The sequence below is a fragment of the Roseibium sp. SCP15 genome (assembly GCF_040329435.1).
Classification (GTDB): Bacteria; Pseudomonadota; Alphaproteobacteria; order Rhizobiales; family Stappiaceae; genus Roseibium.
The window spans coordinates 1,168,954-1,189,590 of sequence record NZ_JBDZYI010000003.1 but is presented as its reverse complement, the minus strand read 5'-3'; the positions used below and the strand labels follow the sequence as shown (position 1 = coordinate 1,189,590).

At 56.6% G+C, this 20,637-nt stretch carries 12 protein-coding genes; 8 read left to right on the top strand and 4 right to left on the bottom strand.

Features of this window, described 5'->3' with window-relative positions; genetic code table 11:
- Positions 1–522: 522 nt before the first annotated feature.
- Positions 523–1,545 carry a UDP-glucose 4-epimerase GalE gene (galE, locus tag ABLO27_RS19515; protein ID WP_353034910.1) on the top strand — a complete coding sequence of 341 codons (1,023 nt, stop codon included), beginning with the start codon at positions 523–525 and terminating at the stop codon, positions 1,543–1,545.
- Positions 1,546–1,717: 172 nt separating this feature from the next.
- On the opposite strand, the gene ABLO27_RS19510 is transcribed toward galE, so the two are convergent.
- The 4 genes from ABLO27_RS19510 to ABLO27_RS19495 form a co-directional block, all read right to left on the bottom strand.
- The gene (locus tag ABLO27_RS19510) at positions 1,718–3,760 is read right to left on the bottom strand and encodes a methyl-accepting chemotaxis protein (protein WP_353034908.1); all 2,043 of its coding nucleotides are present in this window, start codon (positions 3,758–3,760) and stop codon (positions 1,718–1,720) included.
- Positions 3,761–4,449: 689 nt separating this feature from the next.
- Complete coding sequence (locus ABLO27_RS19505) at positions 4,450–5,712, bottom strand: ABC transporter permease (RefSeq protein ID WP_353034906.1); 1,263 nt, start codon at positions 5,710–5,712, stop codon at positions 4,450–4,452.
- Positions 5,709–6,515 (bottom strand): taurine ABC transporter ATP-binding protein, encoded by an 807-nt coding sequence (locus ABLO27_RS19500; RefSeq protein ID WP_352941044.1) that lies wholly within the window; start codon positions 6,513–6,515, stop codon positions 5,709–5,711. Before ABLO27_RS19500 ends, ABLO27_RS19505 begins: the two co-directional genes overlap by 4 nt.
- Before the next feature lie 80 nt (positions 6,516–6,595).
- Positions 6,596–7,597, bottom strand: a complete 1,002-nt coding sequence (locus ABLO27_RS19495) for an ABC transporter substrate-binding protein (protein WP_353034904.1) — start codon at positions 7,595–7,597, stop codon at positions 6,596–6,598.
- Positions 7,598–7,911: 314 nt separating this feature from the next.
- Between ABLO27_RS19495 and ABLO27_RS19490 the strand changes: the two genes are divergently transcribed.
- The 7 genes from ABLO27_RS19490 (at position 7,912) to xsc (ending at position 20,623) form a co-directional block, all read left to right on the top strand.
- Positions 7,912–9,291, top strand: coding sequence for an aspartate aminotransferase family protein (locus ABLO27_RS19490; RefSeq protein ID WP_353034902.1), 1,380 nt, complete (start codon positions 7,912–7,914; stop codon positions 9,289–9,291).
- Positions 9,292–9,483: 192 nt separating this feature from the next.
- Complete coding sequence (locus ABLO27_RS19485) at positions 9,484–10,962, top strand: PLP-dependent aminotransferase family protein (protein ID WP_353034900.1); 1,479 nt, start codon at positions 9,484–9,486, stop codon at positions 10,960–10,962.
- A gap of 297 nt (positions 10,963–11,259) precedes the next feature.
- On the top strand, positions 11,260–11,820 hold the full coding sequence (locus tag ABLO27_RS19480) for a helix-turn-helix domain-containing protein (RefSeq protein ID WP_353034898.1): 561 nt from the start codon (positions 11,260–11,262) through the stop codon (positions 11,818–11,820).
- A gap of 23 nt (positions 11,821–11,843) precedes the next feature.
- Positions 11,844–14,285, top strand: coding sequence for a GcvT family protein (locus tag ABLO27_RS19475; protein ID WP_353034896.1), 2,442 nt, complete (start codon positions 11,844–11,846; stop codon positions 14,283–14,285).
- Between the two features lie 48 nt (positions 14,286–14,333).
- A complete protein-coding gene (locus ABLO27_RS19470) occupies positions 14,334–15,884 on the top strand; it encodes a trimethylamine methyltransferase family protein (protein ID WP_353034894.1) in 1,551 nt (516 codons plus the stop codon).
- Between the two features lie 46 nt (positions 15,885–15,930).
- The gene (locus ABLO27_RS19465) at positions 15,931–18,372 is read left to right on the top strand and encodes a GcvT family protein (protein WP_353034892.1); all 2,442 of its coding nucleotides are present in this window, start codon (positions 15,931–15,933) and stop codon (positions 18,370–18,372) included.
- Positions 18,373–18,844: 472 nt separating this feature from the next.
- On the top strand, positions 18,845–20,623 hold the full coding sequence (gene xsc, locus ABLO27_RS19460; protein ID WP_353034890.1) for a sulfoacetaldehyde acetyltransferase: 1,779 nt from the start codon (positions 18,845–18,847) through the stop codon (positions 20,621–20,623).
- The last annotated feature ends 14 nt before the right edge of the window (positions 20,624–20,637 follow it).

Genomic DNA, 20,637 nt, shown 5'->3' with positions numbered 1-20,637 from the left:
GTAGCCAAAGGTGCGCATCTGAGAGATTGATACACACAACAGGAGCGTCGACAGTGTGCTCGATGTGATGGAATTCTGCTTTCGCTCAGTTTTTCTTTTTCAGCTGTTGCGATCGAAGCAGGTTCAACTCCCAAAGGTAGAAAAAATCCCTATGACTTCCAGGAGTGAAACGAAGTCATAGGGCAGTCGTTTGGGGTGATTTGCACATTACCCATACATTGTAATTCATAAAGCTTTTGAATGAATTACATAATTATATATAGATGCTAAATACTAGGTGCGGCGCCCGGCAAACCACGTTTCGCATCCGTGATGGCAGGTTTTCTGGTTCCAGGAGAAATGCTGCTTCACCAAGTCTTGCTGCGTCCTTGCACGCTTGGATAAAAAGCTAGTGTATCGGGTGATAGGCGAGCCATCGGATTGCCAATTGTTCGAGAGCGTGAGTGGGAACTTGGCAATTGGTCGAAACTTCGATACCGATCTCCCGAATACTACGCTATCTGACGGGAAAACTGCACCAACATGACGATACTCATCACCGGCGGTGCCGGGTATATTGGTTCTCACTGCTGTGTCACATTTCTGGATGCAGGTTATGATGTTGTCGTTCTGGATAACCTGAGCAACTCCAACACGGCTTCCTTGACGCGGGCCGAAGAGATCTCCGGTCGGAAACTGGTGTTCGAACAGGGAGATGTTCGCGATCAGGCAACGGTGGAAACATTGTTGAAGCGACATGAATGTACCGCTGTTATCCACTTTGCCGGTTTGAAGGCTGTTGGCGAATCTACTCGCTATCCTCTTGCCTATTACGACAACAACGTTATCGGCACGCACCGGCTTTTGAGCGCGATGGCGAATGCAGGTGTCAGGGACCTCATCTTTTCCTCGTCAGCAACGGTGTATGGTGAGCCGCAGCAACTGCCCTTGACCGAGGAACACTCACTCAATCCGGTCAATCCTTACGGGCGGACGAAGTTGATTGTTGAAGACATGCTGCGTGACCTGGCTGCCAGTGATCCGGGCTGGCGCATCGGAATTTTGCGGTACTTCAATCCGGTGGGAGCGCATGCGAGCGGACTGATAGGTGAAGATCCGCTGGGTGTTCCGAACAATCTCATGCCATTCATCACTCAGGTTGCTTCCGGGCGACGAGAGAAGTTGAACGTTTTCGGCAACGACTACGAAACTCGGGATGGGACCGGCGTTCGTGACTATATCCATGTCGTTGACCTCGTCGAGGGGCACTTGCGTGCCTACCATGCCCTTTCAAATCTCGATGGGCGGGACAACTGTTTCGCGGTGAACCTTGGTACAGGTGATGGCTATAGCGTTCTGGAAATGGTGAAGGCGTTCGAACGAGCGTCGAACCGGATCATTTCATATGATTTTGTGCCGAGACGGGCAGGGGACGTCGCTGAATGTTTCGCCGACACCAAGAAGGCCCAAGAGCTGCTTTCCTGGAGTGCTGAACGCGAGCTGCACAATATGTGCGAGGATACCTGGAACTGGGTGTGCAAAAATCCCAAGGGGTACAGTGATTGAAAGAAATTCGGCTGATGCGGCCGGGTCGTGGCGACCTTGGCAAAGTAGACGCCATGAAAGTAGGATCTCGACTCCACAATCGAATTTCAAGGCGGACGGGCGGGGCAATGCCCCGCCCGTCCCCGGCCTGAAATACGAGACCGCAGATAAATTTGAGGAAGTGTGTTTCGCCTCAGGCGGCGCGAACGCGTTCCAGGAATTGAGCAATCTCGTCGCGCAAGTTGGTTGCTTCCTTCGAAACGGCCTGAGACGCGGACAGGACATTGCCTGCCGATTGCGTGGTCTCGGATGCAGAGTTCGTGACATCGGACATGTTTTTCGCCACGTCCTGAGTCCTGATGGCTGCCTGTTGCACGTTCTGGCTGATTTCCGCAGTGGCGGCTCCTTGCTGTTCAACGGCCGCGGCAATGGATGAGGTATAGTCGTTCACCTCGTTCATCGTGCTAGTGATCACTTCGATGGCCTCGACTGCTTCGCGTGAGGAGCCTTGAATGTCCGAAATCTGACTTGAGATTTCCTCCGTGGCCTTGGACGTCTGTGTTGCCAGTTCCTTGACCTCGGACGCCACGACAGCAAACCCCTTGCCCATTTCACCTGCCCGGGCTGCTTCGATCGTGGCGTTGAGTGCAAGAAGATTTGTCTGCTCGGCAATGTCGCGAATGAGATTGACGACTTCTCCGATGTGCTGCGCAGCGGCGTCAAGCTTGATGACCTTCTCGTTGGTCGACGAGGCTGCGCCGGCGGCCCCGCCAACGATGCTCTTGGTTTCTTCCACCTGGCGGCTGATTTCGGCAATGGAAACCGATAGTTCCTCCGCGGCGGAGGCGACGGTCTGCACATTGGTCGAGGCTTCTTCGGAGGCGGCCGCTGCCGAAGAAGCGCGCCCTGAAGTGTCATCGGCAATTCCGGAGAGGACCTGGGCTGTCTGCTCCATTTCATCCGTATTGCCGCTTACGGCGGAAAGAGTTGTTTCGATGGTGCTGTCAAAGCTCGAGATCAATTCATCGATCTGATGCTGCCGAAGAATCTGGGCTTCCCTTTCCGTGTCGGCTTCCGACACCAGACGCTGTCGTTCGATTGCATTGTCCCTGAAGACGGCAACAGCCCGGCTCATGTCGCCGATTTCGTCTCTGCGCTCGACACCATCAAGGGTGACGTCGGTGTCTCCCGTGGCAAGTGTGTTCATGGCGTTGGTCACTGATACAATCGGGCGGGATATGCTGCGACCTATGAACCAGGCCAAAAGGGTGGCACCCAGCAGAGCCACCGCAAGAAAGCCAAGCTGCACAAACAAGGCGTTTTGCTGGGCTGCAAAGGCCACGGCTTCCGGGACCGAGATGGCGATCACCCATACATTGTCGGTAAGAGCGATCTTGAGCGGCTCATAGAGCCTCAGGATCTCTTCGTCGGACTGCGGGTCGATGATCCCGGTTTTCAACATTCTTGACTGGCCGGCGAGCTGCTCCGCATTGGTCACCGAAAAGCCGAATTCAGCGGCGCTCTTTCCAGGCGCGCCCTCAACCGTATGGGCAACCATGGTGCCTTCTTCGGAAAGCAGGCTGACATAACCGACTTCGAAAGGCCTGGCCTCCTTCATTATGGTCTGAAGATCGGTCATGGCGATGTCGACACCGGCAACTCCGACAATCTTGTTGTCGACGCGGATCGGCAAGGCGAGGGACGTGATCAGTGTTTCAACACCGCCGACCGGATAAAGATATGGCTCCAGAATGACTGCTTTGCCGGTGGTGAAGGGCAGTTGATAATAGTCACCATCGCCAGACTGATCATAGGAAAGGAGTGGCTCCAGGACCGCCTTGCCTTCAGAGCGGTACCAGTAAGGAACAAAGCGGCCGGATGCATCGTGCCCTGCGGTGTTGACATATTCTGCGTCTTTTCCATCCAGCGCATCGGGTTCCCAACCCGTCCAGGCGCCTAGGATAGAGGGATTGGCTATCAGGGTATTCTGAATGACTTCGTTGTAAACGGCTCGATCCTTGATGCCGGCCTTATGCAAAGCTTCCAGACTGTCACCGAGTGACTTTGCCAGATGCATCGACTGGTTCAGAGTTTCAGACGTTCTGGAAGAGTAGTAGTCGGCGGTTTTCTCAACGATCTCGACCGAGCCGCTGTTCAATGCCTTGTTGGCAGTGAAGATCGATGCTCCGATGACGAGCGTGAGAGAAAGAAAGACGGCAGAAAACAATGCTGCCATTATCTGCTGTTGAATACTCAGCTTCTTAAGCATAGGCCCCCCTAATGTTTTGAAGTTGCCCTGAGGTAGGCAAGGAATCAAAAAATAAGAACTGAGAAATATTATCTTTGCTGGGAAATTAACAAATACTTAGATAGGTAAATTTTATGTTTAGTGTAGTATAGTTCCTATTGTAAACGATTACATCTGTATAGTTTTTTAGTTTTTGTTTCGAATAAATTATCGTGTTGACGGAATTCATCGAAATTAGACGATCATTGATTTTTTTCTTTTTCTCCATCTCCCAAGGTTTTTGGACATAGGGAAACGGATGGAGTGGAAAAACTGTTTCCTGGGGAGAATATCTGACAATGAGATTCGCGCATTCCCCCTGGGGTTGTATCTTTGAAAATCTAACTGAAGTCTGTTCAGTTGGTCGCTTGCTCTGTGCAACTGCCTGGAAAACAACAAAAAACCAGCTCTTTGAGAAGTGAGATGAATCGACTTCGAAAAGTGGCTGGTGCCACCGCAGTCCTTATCTGAGTGGTGATGCGGAATGGGTTGAGAGGGGCTTGTCAGGAGGAAGAGCTTCCGTCGGGTGGCAGGTTGAACGTGAAGCCCGGTGCGGAGGAAGCAGCGCTGGGAAAAACAAGGCCGCCCGCTTGTGTTGAAGCGGGCGGCCTTCTTTCGACAGTTTCGGAACAGAGTGCTTAGGAGCGCCCTTTCCAGGGTACGAGAACCCGCTCGGCCATGCGCATCAGAATGTCGATGCTGTAACCGACGATCCCGATCAGGATGATGCCCATGATGACGATATCGGTCAGCTGGAACTTGGAGGCGGCGATGATCATCATGCCGGCCCCTTTCTGTGCGGCAACCAGCTCAGCTGCCACCACAGTTCCCCAGCAAACACCCATGGCAACCCGAGCGCCTGTGAAGATTTCAGGCAGCGAATTCGGCATGATCACGTAGCGCAGGACTTGCCGTTTGTTCGCTCCAAGGGAATAGGCAGCGTGGACTTTCGAAATGTTCACGCCCGAGACGCCGGCTCTTGCCGCAATCGTCATGATCCAGAGCGCTGCCAGGAACAGAAGGACGATCTTGCCCGTTTCCCAGATGCCGAACCAGATGATCACCAGCGGGATCAGTGCCAGAGGTGGAACCGGACGCATGAACTCAACGATCGGGTCAAACCACCCGCGGACCCAGCTTGAAAGGCCCATTGCATAACCCAAAGGGATCCCGATCAGCGAGCCTGCGATGAAACCGCCGATAACCCTGATCAAGGACCATCCGAGGTGTTCCCAGAGGGTGAAGTTCTGGTAGCCCGTCGAGGCGATGTCCGCAAAGCGCTTCACAACCGCTTCAGGGGAGGGCATCCAGATCGGTTCCATCTGAAGCCCTGTGTTTGGCTGGAAGTTCAACGAGCCTTTCGGCGTCATGGTGACTGTGCCATCGGCGACGCTTACGCTTTCGCCCGGCGCAATCGGGGTTCCGTCAACGGCCGTTACCTTGGCGCCGTCACCATCGTTTCGCGTGACTTTCAGAAGCACGGACCGCCAGGCGCCGACACTTGCTGCATCATCTTGCGCGAAACCATCGCGCGGGGCCGGCTCTGGCGCCTTGATCTTGTTGCCCACTTCATGCACGACAACGTTGACCGCCGCCTCGCTGGTCTCTCCGGCATCATTGGTGACGGTGTAGGTGAAGTTGGTTTCACCAACGAACGGACCAGGGACATGGAACGGGACCAGGCTTGAGCCGGTGAAAGCGCCCCAAATGAAGAAGATCACCACGATGGAGATGATGGAGGCTGCCCGGTTGGGGCGGATAGCACTTTCATCTCCGAACGTTACAGTCTTCAGGCTGGTAAAGTCCTGCCTGCGCTGACTGAGACCGGTGACATAGGTGACAAGGAAGTAAGCTGCCAGAAACAGCGATGCGTAGATCAGGAAAACGATAAGTCCGGTCATGCTGCGGTCTCCGATCGTCCCATGATTTCCTCTTCCATTTCCCAGATCATGGACAGGATTTCTTCGCGGGTTTCGGCAAAGCCTTCACTCTTCTTGACCTCCCGCAGGTCGTTGTCGACGCCGCGCTCCGCGAAAGGCAGTCGGTACTCCTTGTGGATGCGCCCGGGGCGTGGTGCCATGACCAGAAGTCTTTCACCCAGAAGCAATGCCTCTTCCACCGAGTGGGTGATCAGGATGACGGTCTTGCCGGTTTCCTTCCAGAGTTTCAGCACGAGGCCCTGCATCTTTTCGCGGGTCAGGGCATCCAGAGCACCCAGAGGTTCATCCATCAGGATGACGTCGGGATCGTTCGCCAGGCATCTGGCCAGTGCAACGCGTTGCTGCATGCCGCCTGAAAGCTCGTAAACCGCTTTTTCCTTGAAGTCCTGAAGACCGACTGTCTCCAAAAGGTGGTCGACGATATCGTCCCGTTCCGCCTTCGGCATCGATTTCATTCTCGGGCCGAATTCCACGTTCTTGCGGACATTCATCCATTCGAACAAGGCCCCTTTCTGGAATACCATTCCGCGTTCGGCTCCCGGTCCCGTTACGACGTGACCGTTCATGCGAACCTGACCGCTGGTTGGGGCCAGAAAACCGGCGACAATGTTCAAAAGTGTCGTCTTGCCGCACCCTGAAGGACCCAGGACCGACATGATTTCGCCAGTGGCGAGTTCAATCGAAACATCCTGTAGTGCCTGAACAAACGTTCCGTTGGGCAGGTCGAAACGCATAGATAGATTCTCAATATGAAGGCCGTCCATAGCCTGCCGTCTCCTGCAGCTTGAGAGTTGAATTGAAGGGGCGGCTCGATGGCCGCCCCATACTATGCAGGATTGTCGACTTACTGGTTCTTGGTCGCTGCCAGGTAGCTCGGGTCGACAGTGTCGACATATGTGTCCAGAGCCTGCGGAATGGATCCGGCATCCTGGAAGACCTTGGCAACGCCGAGCATGAACGACTGGACATTGCCACCCATCCATTTGTCGCTCAGGGCGTCGTCAACGGACGGGAAGGTAAAGGTGTTGAGAGATGCTTCGGCATCGGCAGGGTCCATACCCGCATCCTTTGCGATCACCTCAAGCATCTCTGCCTTCTTGTCTCCGGCGTTCCACATTGCATTCGCGTCGGCGGTGACTTTGAGGAACTTGGTCAGCAGCTCACCTTCTTCCGATGCGAAGTCGGCCGGAACGCTGATGCCGTCAAAGACGAGAATACCGAGTTCTTCCTTCTCCGCGCCGGTCAGCAGAACGTTGCCATGCTCTTTCATCCGGCGAAGGGCGCCGCCCCAGCCGCAGACCATGTCCAGGTTGCCTTGAGCAAATGCAGCTGCGCCGTCGGCGGGGGCCATGTCGACAATTTCAAGGGTCGAGATGTCGACGTCGAAATGCTTCATCTGCTCCAGGAAACCGAAGTGGGCAGCGGTGCCAATCGGAACGCCGACTTTCTTGCCTTCCAGCTCTTTTGCGTTGTTTTTCTCGATTTCGAGGGTTTCGGCGACAACACAGTTGTCATTCTCGGAATAGCTGACCGCCACATCGGTGAGGATCAGGTCCTGGCCTGCCGATGTCGCGACAACAAAGGGAGGAATGCCCTGACTGACGGCGATCTGAACGTCTCCGGAAGCCATCGCCGCGGACATGGCTGTGCCGGTGTCAAAGGAAACCCATGTCACTGGAATGCCGAGCGCTTCGTCATACATGCCGGTGGCTTTGGCATATTGGAATGGCATCGGCCATTCGAGAAAATAAGCAACAGTCAGTTCATCGGCAGCATTGGATGCCTGAACGCCGCTCAAGAAGGACAAGGCTGCCAAAGTGCCAAGAAGCTTTGATTTGATGGTCATTGTTTTTCCCACTGTTCCCTGGTTGTTTGCAGGCGTGCGGGTGTTCCCGTCTTATGCCGCTATTCGATTGGGCTTACCTGCGTAGGTAAAAATGGTTACGGCAGAACGGCGCTGTGACAATAAAAACACTCGACTGGCTCTAACGTAATTCCAGATCTGGCCCTATATGTCGCCGCTCGTGCGTGCAGTCTGAACTCGAAACCAGCAGTGCTCTGCTGCAATAATGGGCAATTGCCAGATTGCAAGCAAGTCCTGCTCGTGTTCGAGCTTACTGAAATCGTTGCCACGACGATGAAACACGAAAGGCCGTTGCCATGAACATTGCAGCATCTCCAAACGATATGAGCGATATCATCGAGGCCGACCGCACCCATGTCTGGCATCACCTGCTCCAGCACAAGGCGCTGGAGACGAACGATCCGAAAATCATGGTCGAAGGAAAGGGGATGCGGCTCTGGGATGCCACCGGCAAAGAGCACCTCGACGCCGTTTCCGGAGGTGTCTGGACCGTAAACGTCGGATATGGCCGTGAATCCATCGCTGATGCGGTTCGCGAGCAGTTGGTCAAGCTGAACTACTTCGCCAATTCGGCCGGGTCTATTCCAGGTGCGCTGTTTTCTGAACAGCTGATTGCAAAAATGCCGGGAATGAGCCGTGTCTACCTGACCAACTCGGGAACCGAGGCGAACGAAAAAGCCTTCAAGATGGTTCGCCAGATCGCGCACAAGCGCCATGGTGGACGCAAGCACAAGATCCTGTTCCGCGAGCGCGACTACCACGGCTCCTCAATCACCGCGATTTCAGCCGGTGGCCAGCCGGAAAGAAACGCTCAATACGGTCCATACACTCCGGGCTTTGTCGAAGTGCCGCATTGCTGCGAGTACCGGGCACAATGGGATGTCGAATCCTATGGAGAGCGGGCAGCAGATGCCATCGAGGAAGTGATCCTGCGCGAAGGCCCCGACACGGTTGGCGCGCTTTGCCTGGAACCCGTTACGGCTGGAGGCGGTGTCATCACTCCGCCGAAGGGGTATTGGGAGCGCGTCCAGGAAATCTGCCGCAAGTATGAAATCCTGCTGCATATCGACGAAGTGGTCTGCGGTGTCGGCCGGACGGGCAAATGGTTCGGTTACCAGCATTACGGCATCGAGCCGGATTTCGTGACCATGGCAAAAGGCGTTGCTTCCGGTTACGCCGCCATCGCCTGCATGGTCACCACCGAAAAAGTCTTTGAAATGTTCAAGGACGATGCTTCCGATCCGATGAACTTCTTCCGGGACATCTCCACTTTCGGTGGCTGTACAGCCGGTCCCGCTGCTGCGCTTGAAAACATGCGCATCATTGAAGATGAAGGCCTTCTGGACAATACGACCGCCATGGGCGAGCGTCTGGTGAGCAACCTCAACTCGCTTATGGAAAAGCATCGTGTCATCGGTGATGTGCGCGGCAAGGGATTGTTCTGCGGCGCGGAGCTGGTTGCAGACCGGGCAACCAAGGAGCCGGTTGCGGAAAAGCTGGTCCAGGCCGTTGTCGCGGATTGTGGTGCGCAGGGCGTTATCATTGGCGCCACGAACCGTTCCCTGCCGGGCCTCAACAACACGATCTGCCTGTCTCCGGCCCTGATCGCGACATCTGACGACATCGATGAGATCACGGCTGCGATCGACGGAGCCCTGACCCGGGTTTTCGGCTAATCGGGCTTTAGCGCCCCGGACTGATGGGGCGCCAACCAATCAAGTCAGCGGCATGACGGTGATTTCCGTCATGCCGGCTTGCCGGCCAGGCCGGAAAATCTTGGTGCTGTGAAAGTCCGTTCCGACCGAATTTGCCAAATTGACAATCCGGTTGTTTAATAGGTCCAGTTCAATCAGACTTTAGGGCCAGCTATGGCGATTCCGGCGGAGACTTTTTTTCTTCAGCCAGACAACGAAACGACACTTCAGCAGCAGATTCAGCGGCTGGTCGTAGAGGCGATCCTGTCGGGACGGTGTTTGCCGGGCGAGAAGATGCCCTCGACACGCAAGCTGGCCGATCATCTGGGCGTCGCTCGAATTACCGTGACGATTGCCTATACAGAGCTGGTCTCCAACGAGTATCTCGTTTCCAAGGGGCGTTCGGGTTATTTCGTGGCGCAGACCGCTCCGAGCCGGCCGAAATTCGATTTGCCGGACCAGGAGGAAGATGGTCAGATCGACTGGGCGCGCGCCATCGGGCAGCGCTTCTCCGAACATGTGCCGCTTGTTCGCCCATCCAACTGGCAGGACTACAAATATCCCTTCATCTACGGTCAATCGGACCCGAGGCTGTTCGACCACCACAACTGGCGAAACTGCGCTCTTCGGGCCGTGGGGCGGAAGGATTTCGACATTCTGGCGACGGACTACTACGAGCGGGACGACCCCATGCTGGTGGAATTCATCCTGCGCCAGATCCTGCCCCGCCGAGGTATTACAGCACGTCCTGAGGAAATCCTGATCACGATGGGCGCACAGCACGCGCTCTGGATCACAGCGCAGATCCTTCTGACCCAGCGCCGCACCGCGGTCATCGAGAACCCGTGCTTTCCCGGATTGCGTCAGATCCTCAACCAGACCCGATGCAACACCGTATCTGTCGACGTCGATGCAGCAGGTCTGCCACCGGAAAATCTGCCTGACACGTTGGATGTGGTCTTTACCACGCCAAGTCATCATTGCCCGAGCAACGCCACCATGCCGGTTTCGCGCCGTCACCGGTTGTTGGAGCTGGCTGCGCGCAAGGGCTTTGTGATCGTCGAGGATGATTATGAATTCGAGATATCCTTTCTGAAATCTCCTTCTCCGGCGTTGAAGTCCTTGGATCCAACGGGTTCCGTGATCTACGTGGGCTCGTTTTCAAAGTCGCTATTTCCCGGCTTGCGTCTTGGATATCTGGTGGCATCCGAGCCGTTCATTCGCGAAGCACGCGCGCTGCGCTCGCTTGTCTTGCGGCATCCGCCGGGCCTGATCCAGCGAACGGCCGCTTATTTTCTTTCTCTCGGGCACTACGATGCCCAGATTGCTCGCATGGGCCGGATCTATCGAAAGCGCAGATCCATCATGGAAGAATGCATGAGCGAGCATGGATTGTCCCAGTCCGGGCAATTCACGTTCGGTGGGTCGTCTTTCTGGATGAAGGCGCCGGAAGGGATCGACAGTTCGGAACTGGCGCTGAAATTGAGGCAAGACGGAGTGTTGGTCGAGCCGGGTCGTGCGTTTTTCGCAAACGGTCAGGAGCGTCCCGGTTTTTATCGCCTTGCCTATTCTTCCATCGCTTCGGTGCGTATTCCTGAAGGAATTTCGCTCATCGCCAAGGGGATTGATGAAGTCGGTTCCAAACACGCCTAGTGTTCATCGTAATTTCTACGGATAACTTGATGCCCTGATCGAAGGGATCAGAGCCACAATGCTTGCCTATTGAAGGCCGTGCCGAGGTCGTCAAGGACCGTGCTTGCGAATATTTTTCTTCGCAACCGGTTTCAGTAACAAGCTTTTGTTTTCAATATGTTGGCGTGAATTTGAACGAGCTCGGTGGGCCGCACTGGCTCAGGTCCTGAAACGAAATTCATCCGACCGTGAAATTTTGGTTGATTTTTTCATGAAGTGGCGTGAAATTATCCGTCAAATTTTCACGAACGGATCGCCATGACGGACGCCAGCAACAGCCTGGGAGAAGATCTCAGGGCCCTTAGAACGGCTCGGAAAATGACCCTGGAGGAGCTCGCTCAGAAGCTTGGCCGGTCGGTTGGCTGGCTGTCACAGATCGAGCGCGACATTTCCACGCCCAGAATGTCGGACCTCAGTCAGATTGCCGATATCTTCGGTGTTCAGCTGTCGCTTTTCTTCGGCAATACCGAGGCGCCTGCAAATGAACAGGGTCGTATCGTTCGAGCAGGGGCACGCAGGGTGATTGGCGAGCGGGATCAGGGGCTGGTCGAGACGTTGATCTCTCCCGACCTCACCGACAGCTTTGAGATGATCCACTCGACATTCCAGCCCGGTTCACGCCGTGTGCAAATGATTTCGCGACCCACTCAGGAAGTTGCCTACATGGTCTCGGGCAAGCTCGATATCTGGCTTGATGAAGAGAAATTCACCGTGGAGACGGGTGACAGCTTCCGCATCCGGGACGCTTCCTACCGCTGGGAAAATCCATACTCGGAACCGGCCATTGCCGTCTGGGTGATTTCCCCGCCCGTTTACTGACACCCTTACAAAAGGTCATTCGAATGTCTGTGCCCTCTACAGCCCGGGTTGTTATCATCGGTGGTGGTATCGTTGGTGTGTCAACGCTGTACCACCTTGCCAAGGACGGCTGGTCAGATTGTGTTCTGCTGGAAAAGAATGAACTGACCGCAGGTTCGACGTGGCATGCCGCCGGCAACTGTCCGAACTTTGCCATGAGCTTCGGCGTCATGAACATGCAGCGATACGGGCTTGAGTTATACCGAGGTCTGGCGGATGAAGTTGACTATCCGATCAACTATCACGTGACCGGATCAGTGCGCCTTGCCCACAGCCATGAGCGGATGATGGAATTTGAGCATGCGGCGACCATGGCGCGCCACATGGGTCTGCAAATGGACGTCTGCACGCCGGATGAGCTTTTGCAGCACTACCCGTTCATGGAACTTCATGACCTGGAAGGTGGCCTTTGGGATCCTCTGGACGGTGATATCGATCCGGCTCAGGTAACACAGGCACTGGCAAAAGGTGCGCGCGCGCACGGGGCCAAGATTATCAGGTTCACGCCTGCAACCGGCGTGCGGCGTGAAAATGGCGAATGGATCGTGGAGACCGAAAAGGGCGAGATCCGCTGCGAATACGTGGTCAACGCAGCAGGCTATTATGCTCCGCGAGTTGGCGAGTGGTTCATTCCCTATGGCGGTCGCCCGGTGCCGGCGGCGGTGATGAGCCATCAGTATTTTCTGACCGAACCGGTGCCCGAAATCATGGAATGGAGCGAAAAGCACGGCCGCAAACTGCCATTGCTCCGCGACGTCGACACCTCCTATTACCTGCGTCAGGAAACCAGCGGCTTTAACCTTGGTCCATATGAGCGGAATTGTCAGGCGGCCTGGGTCAGGCCGGATGATCCGATGCCGGACGATTTCAGCTTCCAGCTTTATCCGGACGATCTGGATCGCCTGGAGTGGTACATTGAAGATGCAATGGCCCGTGTCCCGCTTTTGGGGACGCAGGGTGTCAGCCGCAACATCAACGGACCGATCCCTTATGCGCCGGATGGTTTGCCGATGGTCGGGCCGATGCCGGGCGTGCCGAACGCATTTGAAGCGCACTCGTTCACCTTCGGCATCGCGCAAGGTGGCGGGGCCGGCAAGGTTGCTGCAGAGTGGATCATGCACGGCCAAACAGAGTGGGATATGTGGTCGTGCGATCCTCGCCGGTACACCGACTACACCGACAAGCAGTACTGCATCGACAAGGCGATGGAGGTCTATGGTCACGAATACGCCATGCACTTCCCCCATCACGCCTGGCCGGCAGGACGTGACAGAAAGCAGTCAGCGGTCCATGCCAAGGTGCTGGAACTGGGTGGCCAGATGGGTGTTTATAACGGTTGGGAACGTGCCAACTGGTTTGCACTGCCTGGCGATGATACTTCCGAAGAAGGGACACAGACCTGGACCCGGTCAGGTCCGTGGGAGCCGCGCGTTCGCGAGGAATGCGAAGCCGTTCGCGATCATGTAGGTGTTCTGGATCTGCCTGGTTTCTCCCGGTTCAGCCTGGGCGGAACTGGCGCTGCGGAATGGTTGCGCGGAAGGATTACCGGAGCGCTGCCAAAAGTCGGCCGGATGAATCTGGTCTATTTTGCGGACGAGCGCGGGCGTATCCTGACGGAGATGTCCGTTCTCAGGCACGGTGACGACGACTTTACCCTGATCACCGCGGCAGCGGCCCAATGGCACGATTTCGAAGTTCTGAAGTTCAATCTGGCCGATGGGTTGACCTTAAGCGACCGGACGCGGGAGCTGACGACACTTATCGTGAGCGGACCGAAGTCACGCGACCTTTTCGAGCAGATCGCCGAAGCTGATCTCACGCTCGGCTGGCTCACTCATCAGAAAGCGATGGTTGCCGGCAAGGAAGCGATGCTGGTCCGGGTCTCCTTTGCCGGTGAGCTCGGTTGGGAAGTTCATGCAAGTTTCGATGACATGCCGGCAATCTACGCCGCAATTCTGGAGGCAGGTGCAAAACCGTTCGGGATGTACGCGCTCAATTCTCTGCGTCTGGAAAAAGGCTATCGCGCCTGGAAGGGGGACCTTTCTACCGACTACACGCTCTTTGAAGGGGGTCTCGATCGCTTCGTGAAACTTGACAAGCCTCAGGAGTTCCCCGGCAAGGCTGCCTTGATGAACGAGAAGCAGCAGGGCTCCACACGGCGGTTCGTCACGATGATCATCGACGCGGAGGACTGCGACGCTCCTTACATGGCGGCGGTTCTGAACGGCGATGACCTGGTCGGTGAAATCACATCGGGTGGCTGGGGTTACCGGGTAAATGCCTCGATCGGATTGGGCATTGTCCGCTCTGATCTGGCGGAGCCGGGCACCGAGCTGGAAGTGGAGATCTACGGAAAGAGGTGCAAGGCGACAGTGCAGCCGGATGCACCGCTTTGGGACCCAGAGAATGAACGTATCCGGGCGTAAGTCGCCCGGAGCAGTTTCTATCCCTTGGCTTCATTTGGAGGAGAGTTCATGAGCGGAAGTGAACTGAAGCAACGCCGCCGTTCCGGTGGACGGTCCGCACGTACCGCAGCCAGGGCCCGTCCCCTGGATGAGGCAATCCGGCCGGTGCGGCCGGGATTGCCTGGGGGGCAGTTTCGACCTCTCAAGGAGGAGGATGTCGGACGCATCCACGAAGCAGCGATTACGGCGCTCGAAAAGATCGGAATGGGGTCCGCACCGGCGTCGGGCCGGGAGTATCTGATTGCCGCAGGGGCCATTGAAGGTGATGACGGGCGTATTCGCTTCCCGCGTGGGCTTGTAGAAGACATGCTGGCGAAAGCGGCAAAGGACATCACGCTGTGCGCCAGGGACCCGCAATATGACCTGCATCTTAAAGGCACCAATGTGCATTTCGGCACCGCAGGTGCCGCCGTTCACATGGTTGATCCGGATACGGCCGAATACCGAAATCCCTCCGTTCAGGATCTTTATGATGCCGCGCGCATCGTTCAGCGCCTGGACAACGTCCATTTTTTTCAGCGCCCGGTCGTCTGCCGCGAGTTTGCCGACCCGTTGGAGCTGGATCTGAACACGGTTTATGCAGCCTGTGCCGGAACGACAAAACACGTCGGCACGTCATTTACCGAAGCAACCAACGTTGCGCGCTGCATGAAGCTTCTGCACGAGATTGCGGGAGGTGAGGAGGCATGGCGGGCGCGACCTTTCGTGTCAAACTCAAACTGTTTTGTGGTTCCTCCGCTGACGTTCGCTGAAGAAAGCTGCGAGGTGATGGAGGCCTGCATTCTGGCCGGCATGCCGGTGTTGCTGCTTTCTGCAGGTCAGGCAGGTGCTACAGCGCCAGCGCCGATCGCCACTGCGGTGGTGCAGGCCGTTGCCGAGTGTCTTGCCGGCGTTGTCTATGTCAATGCGGTCAAGCCCGGGCATCCGGCGATTTTCGGAACCTGGCCGTTCGTCAGCGATTTGCGCACGGGGGCCATGTCCGGTGGCAGCGGTGAACAGGCTCTCCTGAGTGCCGCCTGCGCGCAGATGCACCAGCATTATGGTCTGCCGGGTGGTGCTGCTGCAGGGATTGCCGATTCCAAATTGCCTGACATGCAGGCCGGCTGGGAGCAGGGGATCAGCAATGTCATGGCAGGGCTGTCAGGCCTGAACATGGTCTACGAGGCCGTGGGAATGCATGCTTCGCTGCTCGGCTTCTGCCTGGAATCGCTCGTACTCGGCAACGACATGCTGGGACAGGTGCAACGCTGTGTCCGCGGCATCGAAGTCAAGGATGAGTATGTTGACCTTGAAGTGGTGAGTTCCGTCGTTCTGGAAGGCCCAGGCCATTATCTCGGGCATGACCAGACGCTGCAGCTGATGCAGAGCGAATACGTTTATCCGGAGCTGGCCGATCGTTCGAGCCCGAAGGAATGGGAAGAGCGCGGAAAGCCGATCCTGTTGAATACGGCATCGGATAGGGTTCGAAGCATTCTGGCCGAAGACGGTCATCAGATCGACCCGACAACCGAAGCTGCCCTTCAGGCGGCCTTGCCGCTGGCGAAACTTGCGCGGCCCTGAGGGGGCTGCGCCTGACTTTTGAATTCTAGAACAGAAAGACAAGAACGTGACACCTCCTTCCAAAGCCCGGGTTGTCGTCATCGGTGGCGGCGTCGTCGGCTGCTCCGTCGCCTATCATCTGACCAAGAAGGGCTGGACTGACGTCGTTCTCCTGGAGCGCAAGCAGCTGACGTCCGGCACAACGTGGCATGCCGCCGGACTGATCGCTCAGCTGCGCGCGACCGAGAACATGACCAGACTGGCCAAATACAGTCAGGAGCTTTACGGCAAACTGGAAGCGGAAACCGAGGTTGCCACCGGTTTCCGTCGCTGCGGCTCCATCACTGTTGCTCTGACCGAGGAGCGCAAGGAAGAGATTTTCCGTCAGGCCTCCATGGCGCGCGCCTTCGGGGTTGAAGTGGAGGAAATCTCGCCTGATGAGGTCAAGGCCCGCTACGAGCACCTGAACACCGAAGATGTTGTTGCCGGTGTCTATCTGCCCCGCGATGGTCAGGGTGATCCTGGCAATATTGCGCTTGCGCTGGCAAAGGGCGCCCGTATGGGCGGTGCCAAGGTTCTGGAGCGCGTGAAAGTCACCGGTCTTCAAAAGAACGCTCGCCGGGTAACCGGTGTCGAATGGGAGTCCGCTGAAGGAACCGGCGTCATTGAATGCGATCACATCGTCAATTGCGGGGGCATGTGGGGCCATGAGCTTGGCCACATGGCGGGCGTAAACGTTCCGCTTCATGCATGCGAACACTTCTATATCGTCACCGAGAATGTCCCCGGCTTGAAGCAACTGCCTGTTCTCCGGGTGCCGGATGAATGCGCCTACTACAAGGAAGATGCCGGCAAGATCCTGCTCGGTGCCTTTGAGCCCAACGCAAAGCCCTGGGGCATGAAGGGTATACCGGACGACTTCGAGTTCGATCAGCTGCCGGAGGATTTCGACCACTTCGAACCCATTCTCGAGGCGGCTGTGAACCGAATGCCCCTGCTGGCGGAGACGGGCATCCATACGTTCTTCAATGGACCGGAAAGCTTCACGCCGGACGATGCTTACCACCTCGGCCTTGCGCCGGAGATGGATAACGTCTGGGTGGCGGCCGGATTCAATTCCATCGGAATCCAGTCGGCGGGTGGTGCCGGCATGGCGCTGGCCGAATGGATGGATACCGGAGCCAAGCCGTTCGATCTCGGTGATGTCGACATTTCGCGCATGCAGCCTTTCCAGGGCAACAAGCACTATCTCTTCGAACGCTCCAAGGAAACGCTTGGGCTGCTCTATGCCGATCACTTCCCCTACAGGCAAAAGGCGACCGCACGCGGTGTTCGCCGGACGCCTTTCCATGAGCACCTCAAGGCGCAGGGCGCGGTGTTTGGCGAGCTGGCGGGATGGGAACGTGCGAACTGGTTTGCAGACGAAGGTCAGGAGCGAGAGTACCAATATACCTGGAAGCGTCAGAACTGGTTCGATAACGCGGCACGCGAGCACATGGCTGTCCGGGAGAATGTCGGTATCTACGACATGTCGTCGTTCGGCAAGATCCGGGTTGAAGGCCCGGACGCGGAAGCTTTTCTGAACTATGTCGCCGGCGGTGACTATTCGGTTCCGAATGGCAAGATCGTCTACACCCAGTTGCTCAACAACAGCGGCGGCATCGAGGCGGATGTGACGGTGACCCGGCTTTCCGAAACGGCCTATCTGGTCGTTACCCCGGCCGCAACGCGCCTGGCAGATGAAACCTGGTTGCGCCGCCATGTAGGCGACTTCCGTGTGGTGATCACCGACGTGACCGCTGGTGAGGCTGTTCTGGCGGTCATGGGCCCAAATTCGCGCAAGCTGCTGCAAGCGGTGTCGCCAAATGATTTCACCAATGCCGTCAATCCTTTCGGGACTGCTCAGGAAATCGAAATCGGCATGGCGCTCGCTCGTGCGCATCGGGTGACCTATGTCGGGGAACTTGGCTGGGAGATCTACATCTCCTCCGATATGGCTGCCCACGTTTTCGAAACGCTCCATGCCGCCGGACAGGAGATGAATGCCAAGCTGTGCGGCATGCACATGATGGATTCGTGCCGGATTGAAAAGGGCTTCCGTCACTTCGGTCATGACATCACTTGCGAGGACCATGTGCTGGAGGCTGGACTCGGTTTCGCCGTCAAGCGGGACAAGCCCGATTTCATCGGCAAGGACGCGGTCCTGCGCAAGCGCGAGGAAGGTCTGCAAAAGAGACTGGTTCAGTTCCGTCTGAACGATCCTGAGCCGTTGCTTTATCACGCGGAACCGATCCTCAGAGACGGTGAAGTGGTCGGATTCCTGAGCAGCGGAAACTACGGCCATTCACTCGGTGGAGCGATCGGTCTGGGCTACGTGCCATGTGCTGGGGAAAATGCGGAGCAACTGCTGGCTTCCTCATATGAAATCGAAGTCGCCGGTGTCCGGGTAAAAGCCGAGGCTTCATTGAAACCGTTCTACGATCCGAAATCCGAACGGGTAAAAGTCTGACCAGAAGTGCGCCCGGCCTCCGGGACGGTTTGGCGGTCGGGCGCACTGCAAGCAGAACGGGCCAGCCTTACGGGCATGGCGTTGAAACATGTGGCGCATTTTCAACGGTATGAGCGCGAGGTTGGTCCGTTTTGGTTTTGCGGACCGAGCGAATGAAAACAGATGCGGTAGTGTCGTCGGTATCTGTCTGTCGAGGGCCGAGCAAGATCCTCTTTCGATTGCTCTTTAGCGGCCCTGTTCCGCGCTTTTTTCAATTTCAGTTTCTCCATCAGTCCAGTTGTTGTCGTTTGTCTTGCCTTGCTTATGAAAGACTTGATGCCACGTGCGCTGGTTCAATCCGCCTCTGGCTATATGCAGGCTGGCAATCTGGCCCTAAGAGAGATGAGGGAAACAGAGTTAAAACTAGTGCCAACACAAGAACCAGAACTGCATAAGCAGTGCAGACCTCATTGAATTCACGGGAGTATTCGACATGAAAATGACGACCGAGGAAGCATTCGTCAAAGTGCTTCAGGCGCACGGGATCGACAATGCGTTTGGAATCATCGGTTCCGCATTCATGCCGATTTCGGATCTGTTTCCAAAAGCCGGTATCACCTTCTGGGACTGCGCACACGAGTGTTCAGGCGGCATGATGGCCGACGGCTTCACCCGCGCCAGCGGCCGGATGAGCATGATGATCGCCCAGAACGGTCCGGGCATCACCAACTTCGTGACCGCTGTGAAAACGGCCTACTGGAACCACACCCCGCTGCTGCTGGTAACACCGCAGGCGGCCAACAAGACCATCGGTCAGGGCGGCTTCCAGGAAGTGGAGCAGATGGACCTCTTCAAGGACATGGTGGCCTACCAGGAAGAAGTCCGCGATCCGACACGCATCGCTGAAGTTCTGAACCGCGTGATCATGCAGGCGAAACGCGCAAGCGCTCCGGCACAGATCAACGTTCCGCGTGACTACTGGACTCAGGTCATCGATATCGCGCTGCCGGCGATCGTTGAATTCGAGCGTCCGGAAGGTGGCGAGACGGCAATTGCCGAAGCTGCCGAACTGCTGAGCAATGCCAAGTTTCCGGTGATCCTGAATGGTGCCGGTGTGGTCATCGGTGGGGCAATCCCGGCGTCGATGGCGCTTGCGGAACGTCTGGATGCACCGGTTTGCTGCGGCTATCAGCACAACGATGCTTTCCCGGGCTCGCACCGTCTGTTTGCCGGTCCGCTCGGCTACAACGGATCGAAGGCAGGCATGGAGCTGATCTCCAAGGCTGATGTCGTACTCGCGCTCGGCACCCGTCTCAACCCGTTCTCCACCCTGCCGGGTTACGGTATTGATTACTGGCCGAAGGACGCCAGCATCATTCAGGTTGATATCAATCCGAACCGTATCGGTCTTACCAAGACGATTTCCGTCGGCATCGTTGGGGATGCGAAGAAGGTTGCCGAAGCCATTCTTGAAAAACTGTCTCCGACTGCGGGCAACGACGGTCGGGAAGATCGTGTTCACACGATCGCGCAGACCAAATCGCGCTGGGCGCAGCAACTGTCTTCCATGGACCACGAGGACGACGATCCGGGTACGACATGGAACGAGCGTGCACGTGAGGCCAAGCCGGACTGGCTGAGCCCCCGCAAGGCGTGGCGTGCCATTCAGGCAGCCCTGCCGAAAGAAGCCATCATCAGTTCCGACATCGGGAACAACTGTGCGATCGGCAATGCCTATCCGAGCTTTGAAGAAGGACGTAAGTATCTTGCACCCGGACTGTTCGGTCCGTGCGGTTACGGCCTTCCTTCGATCGTTGGTGCCAAGATCGGCTGCCCTGACACACCTGTGGTCGGCTTTGCCGGGGATGGTGCTTTCGGCATCGCGGTTACCGAACTGACTGCCATCGGTCGCAGTGAGTGGCCCGCGATCACGATGGTTGTCTTCCGCAATTATCAGTGGGGTGCCGAGAAGCGGAACTCGACCCTTTGGTACGACGATAATTTTGTCGGCACCGAACTGGACGAGCAGGTCAGCTACGCAGGCATCGCGAATGCCTGTGGTCTGGAAGGCGTTCAGGCACGCACCATGACCGAGCTGACCGAGCAGCTGGACAAGGCAATCGAGCGGCAGATGAAGGAAGGCAAGACGACCTTGATCGAAGCCCTGATCAACCAGGAGCTCGGTGAGCCGTTCCGTCGCGATGCAATGAAGAAGCCGGTTGAAGTTGCCGGAATCTCAGCGTCCGATATGCGTTCGCAAACCGCGACCTGATATGAAGTCGGCCA